This is a genomic window from Microbacterium sp. Bi128 (assembly GCF_918698205.1).
In genome coordinates this window covers 1-4,715 of the sequence record NZ_CAKKMM010000324.1, presented here as the reverse complement: position 1 = coordinate 4,715, position 4,715 = coordinate 1, and the positions used below count along the sequence as shown (strand labels likewise).

6 protein-coding genes are annotated in these 4,715 nt (G+C 70.3%); 1 reads left to right on the top strand and 5 read right to left on the bottom strand.

Going from position 1 to position 4,715, the window contains the following annotated elements; genetic code table 11:
- On the top strand, window positions 1–1,240 hold a 1,240-nt coding region (locus tag LQV45_RS18135), incomplete at its 5' end, for an FAD-dependent oxidoreductase (protein ID WP_308288888.1).
- 92 nt (window positions 1,241–1,332) lie between these two features.
- On the opposite strand, the gene LQV45_RS18130 is transcribed toward LQV45_RS18135, so the two are convergent.
- The 5 genes from LQV45_RS18130 to LQV45_RS18105 form a co-directional block, all read right to left on the bottom strand.
- Window positions 1,333–1,575 (bottom strand): acyl carrier protein, encoded by a 243-nt coding sequence (locus LQV45_RS18130; RefSeq protein ID WP_223914546.1) that lies wholly within the window; start codon window positions 1,573–1,575, stop codon window positions 1,333–1,335.
- Between the two features lie 28 nt (window positions 1,576–1,603).
- The gene (locus tag LQV45_RS18125) at window positions 1,604–2,266 is read right to left on the bottom strand and encodes a 2-oxo acid dehydrogenase subunit E2 (RefSeq protein ID WP_230008217.1); all 663 of its coding nucleotides are present in this window, start codon (window positions 2,264–2,266) and stop codon (window positions 1,604–1,606) included.
- A gap of 197 nt (window positions 2,267–2,463) precedes the next feature.
- Window positions 2,464–3,000, bottom strand: coding sequence for a biotin/lipoyl-containing protein (locus tag LQV45_RS35585; RefSeq protein WP_253074574.1), 537 nt, complete (start codon window positions 2,998–3,000; stop codon window positions 2,464–2,466).
- Window positions 2,993–3,973, bottom strand: a complete 981-nt coding sequence (locus LQV45_RS18110) for an alpha-ketoacid dehydrogenase subunit beta (RefSeq protein ID WP_230008216.1) — start codon at window positions 3,971–3,973, stop codon at window positions 2,993–2,995. Before LQV45_RS18110 ends, LQV45_RS35585 begins: the two co-directional genes overlap by 8 nt.
- Window positions 3,970–4,715, bottom strand: a 746-nt coding sequence (locus tag LQV45_RS18105; RefSeq protein WP_230008215.1) for a thiamine pyrophosphate-dependent enzyme, incomplete at its 5' end; no start/stop codon positions are given. The genes LQV45_RS18105 and LQV45_RS18110, both read right to left, overlap by 4 nt.

Below are 4,715 nucleotides of genomic sequence, written 5' to 3'. Positions count from 1 at the left end.
GACCGGATGCGTGGTGGTGGGCGGTGGACCTGCGGGGATGATGCTGGGCTTGCTCCTGGCACGGGCCGGGGTGCGGGTGACGGTGTTGGAGAAGCACGCCGATTTTCTGCGCGACTTCCGCGGCGACACGGTGCACCCGTCCACGATCCGGCTCATTGACGAACTCGGACTCGGCCGGGAGTTTCGCCGGTTGCCGCAGAGCCGCCTGAAGAATGTCGTTTTCCCGGTCCCGGGCGGGGCGCCCGTGACCATGGGCGACTTTGACGCCCTGCCGCCGCCGTACAACTACATTGCCATGATGCCGCAATGGGATTTCCTGAGCTTCCTCGCCGAGGCCGCAGCCCAGGAGCCGGGGTTTACGCTGCTCATGAGCCACACCGCCACGGGCTTGGTCCGCAACGGAGGCCGTGTCCGCGGAGTCCGCTTCCGGACCGCCGACGGCACACAGGACGAGCTCCTGGCGGACCTGGTGGTTGCCACGGACGGCCGCCATTCCGCGCTGCGCACCGCGGCCGGGCTGGCGCCAAAGGAGTTCCCGGTACCCTTCGACACGTGGTGGTTCCGGCTGCCCCGCTATCCCTCCGAAACGGGTGAGGTGGCCGGGCTCGTGCCGGCGTTCGGCCCCGGCGAGGCGCTGCTGGCCCTGTTCCGCAACGACTACTACCAAATGGGCTACCTCGCCGCCAAGGGCGCCGACGCCCGGATCCGCGCGGAAGGCGTCGAGGGCTTCCGACGGCGGGTGGCGGCCCTCCGCCCGGATCTTGCGGACCGGGTTGACGCCATCGAATCCCTTGATGACCTCCACTGGCTCGACGTGCGGCTGAACCGGCTGCACTCGTGGCACATCAACGGGCTGCTGTTCATCGGGGACGCCGCGCACGCGATGTCCCCGGCCGGCGGCGTCGGAATCAACCTCGCCATCCAGGACGCCGCCGCCGCCGCCGAGTACCTTGCCCCCGCACTGCTCCGGGGCCGGGTGACCACGGCAGACCTGGAGAAAGTCGAGCGGCGGCGCCGGCTGCCCACCGTCATTGTGCAGAGCGTCCAACGGCTCATGCAGAGGGCAGTCTTCGGCCCGATCCTGACCGGGAAGCGGTCGAAGGCTCCGGCCGCGGCATTGTTCTTTGCCCGGCACGTTCCGGTGTTCCGCACCATCATTCCCCGCTTCATCGCCTTTGGCCCGCGCCCCGAGCACGCACCGGCCTTCGCGCGGCGGGCCGAACCCCAGCCGCAGCCCTAGCCGTGCTTTCCCCGCCGGCCGGCGCCCCGTCGATTGCTCCGTAACCGCCCCTTGGAGCCTCCAAAAGGGCGCTTACGGAGCAACCGATGCGGTTAGCCGTGCGCCGTGAGGTAGCCGATCAGGCCCTTGACGGTAGCCACCGCCGGGTAGTCGCGCTCCGGAATGTCCACGCCGGTGGCCGTGTCGATCGTTTCCACGAGCCGCAGGAAATCAAGCGAATCGAGTTCCAAATCCTGGCGCAGCCGGGCGTCCTCGTCGACGTCGTCGAGTTCGACGTCAGGGGCCACCGCGCCGATCGCGGCGTGCACCGCCGCGCGGGCGTCCTGTTCGTTCATGGTTCCTCCGGTTTCCTGGCTTTGGGTGTCACAGGTGCTCCGGTTCCTGCATCAGCTCGTTGATCCGGGCGAGGTAACGGGCGCCGCGCAGGCCGTCGCTGACCCGGTGGTCCGCGGAGAGCGTAGCGATGGCGGCATGCCGGACCCCGAGGAGCCCGTCCTGGGCCCAGGGCTGTTCCATCACCCGGCCGAAGCCCACCACGGCCACCTGGGGCGGATAGATCACGCCGTAGACACTGTCTACGCCGAGGTCTCCGAGGTTGGTCACGGTCAAGGTTGGATCGGCCATTTCGGCGCGCTGGAGACGCCCCGCACGTGCCCGGCTGACAAGATCCCGCAGATGCTCCATGAGCACGTCCAGGGGCAGGGTGTCGGCGTCGTGGATCGCCGGGGCCACCAGACCGCCTTGGCGCAGGGCCACCGCGACGCCCAGGTGCACTGCCGCACTGGGACGGAAGCCGCCGTCGACGTAGAAGCCGTTGACCTCAGGGACGTCCCGTGCCGCCAGAGCCGCGGCTTTTAGCAGGAGCGCCGACGGCACCAGCCGGCCGGCGACGGGCCGGTGCGCATTGACCGCCTGCATCCACGCGACGGCGGTGCGCAGATCCAGCGTGGTGCTGAGGTAGTAGTGCGGGATGGTCTGCTTCGAGCGCGTCATCAGGGCGCCGATGGCCCGACGCAGGCTGGCCACGCGCTCGCGGGCTTCCGACGTCGGCCTCCCTCTAGCTGGTGTCTCCGGCGCTTCCAGTACGGCCGCGACGCGTTCCGGAGCTGGGGATTCCGTCGCGGATGCAACCCGTCCGGGCTCCGGGGGACCCGGCGTTGGAACTCTGGCTGCTGCGCGCTGCACGTCGGCCACCGTCACGGCGCCGTCCGGGCCGGTGCCGGTCACGGTGGAAAGCCCGATCCCGAGTTCCGCGCCCGCGGCGACGAACGCACCCTGCCCGTCCCGCCGGTCCGGGCCGCCACCGCGTGTTCGACGTCGGCGCGGGTGATGGCGCCGTCCTTGCCGGTGCCGTGGATCCTGCCAGTGTCCACGCCCAGCCGGTGCGCCAGGTGCCGCACGGGAGGGGCGATCGGGGGACCCGCCGTCGGCCCGACCGGCTCAGGGGGCCGCGGCGTGAGAGCAGCGGGTTTCGACGGCGCCCCCGCCGGGGGAGCCGCACGAACTGGAGCCCCGACCTCGGCAGGGGTCTGGGTGATCACGGCCAGCGGGGTTCCCACCGGAACGGTTTCGCCGATGCCCACCAGGAGGTCCGCCACGACGCCTTCCTGGAAGGACTCCACGTCCATGACCGTCTTGTCCGTGTCCACGACCGCCACGAGATCGCCGCGGCGCACATAGTCACCGCGCTTGACCAGCCATTCGACGATCTTGCCGTGCTCCATGTCGGCCCCGAGCGAGGGCATCAGGAAGTCACCCACCGGCGCCTACTGTTGCTTTGGCCGCGGCCACGATCCGTTCCGCGGACGGCAGGGCGGCGAGTTCCAGGTGCTTGGCATAGGGGATCGGCACCTCGGCGCTGCAGACCCTGGCCACCGGCGCATCGAGGTCGAAGAACGCCTGCTCGGTGATCCGCGCACTCACCTCGGCCGACAGGCTGCCGCTGCGCCAGCCTTCATCGACCACGACGGCCCGGTGCGTCCTGGTCACGGAGGAGAGGATGGCGGCGTCGTCGAGCGGGCGGAGCGTGCGCAGGTCCAGGACCTCGGCGTCGATCCCTTCGGCGGCGAGCTGTTCCGCGGCGTCGAGCACCACGGGCAGGGTCCCGCCGTAGGTGATCAGCGAGATGTCGTTGCCGGGGCGTCGGATGGCTGCCGTGCCGATGTCCACCGGGCCGGCGTCGTCGGCCAGTTCCCCGGGGACGTTGTACAGCGAGCCGTGCTCGAAGATCAGCACGGGGTCCGGGTCCTGCAGCGCCGTCCAGAGCATGCCGCGGGCGTCTTCGAGGGTGGCCGGGGCCAGGATCCGCAGCCCCGGGATGTGCGCGTACCAGCCTTCGAGGCTGTGCGAGTGCTGGGCGCCGAGCTGGCGGCCCGCGCCGGTGGTCATGCGGATCACGAGCGGGACGTGGAACTGCCCGCCGGACATGTGCAGCAAGGTGGCGGCATTATTCACGATCTGGTCGAGCGCCAGGAGGCTGAAGTTGACGGTCATGATTTCCACGATCGGGCGCATGCCGCCCAGGGCCGCGCCGATCCCGGCACCGACGAACCCGGATTCCGAGAGCGGGGTGTCGCGGATCCGGTCCGGGCCGAACTCCTCCAGCAGGCCCAGGCTGACCGCGAACGAGCCGCCATAGGCGCCCACGTCCTCGCCCATCAGGAATACGCGTTCGTCGCGGATCATGGCGTCGCGGATGCCCGCCCGTAGCGCCTCTCGGTAGCTCGATTTCATGGCGTGCCTGCGGCCTTCCCGGCAGGCTGCCCGGCTGTGCCCGCGCCAGTGGCTGTGCCCGCGCCGTCTTCGGCGCCGCGCTCGCTGTAGACAAAGCGGGTCAGTTCCTCCACCGGTTCCGGGGTTCCGGCCTCGGCGAACTCGACGGCGGCCGCGATCTCCGCCTGCGCGTCCGCCTGCAGCTGCTCCCACTCGGCGGCCGAGAGGTGGCCCGCGGACTCCAGCGCGGTCCGCAGCAGCGTGATCGGGTCCCGTTCCATCCACCGCGCCACCTCCTCCTTCGTCCGGTAGCGTTCGGGATCGAACATCGAGTGGGCCCGGAAACGGTAGGTCCGCAGCTCCAGGAAGTGCGGACCGCCTCCGGAACGGACGGCGTCCACCGCGCGGCGTGCACCCTCCTCGACGGCCAGGACGTCCATGCCGTCCACGGCCCACGCGGGGATCTCGTAGCCGGCAGCCTTGAGGGCGATGTCCGTCTGCGATTCGGAACGGGCCAGGGCGGTACCCATGGCATAGAGGTTGTTCTCGCAGCAGAACAGCACGGGCAGCTGCCACAGGGCCGCCAGATTCAGGCTCTCGTGGAATGCGCCTTCGGCCACCGCGCCTTCGCCGAAGAAGCACACCGTGACATTGGAGCGCCCCGCCATCTTGTCGGCCAGTGCCAGGTCGACGGCGAGAGGTAGGCCCCCGGCGACGATCGCGTTGCCGCCGAAGAAGCGGGTGGGGGCATCGAACAGGTGCA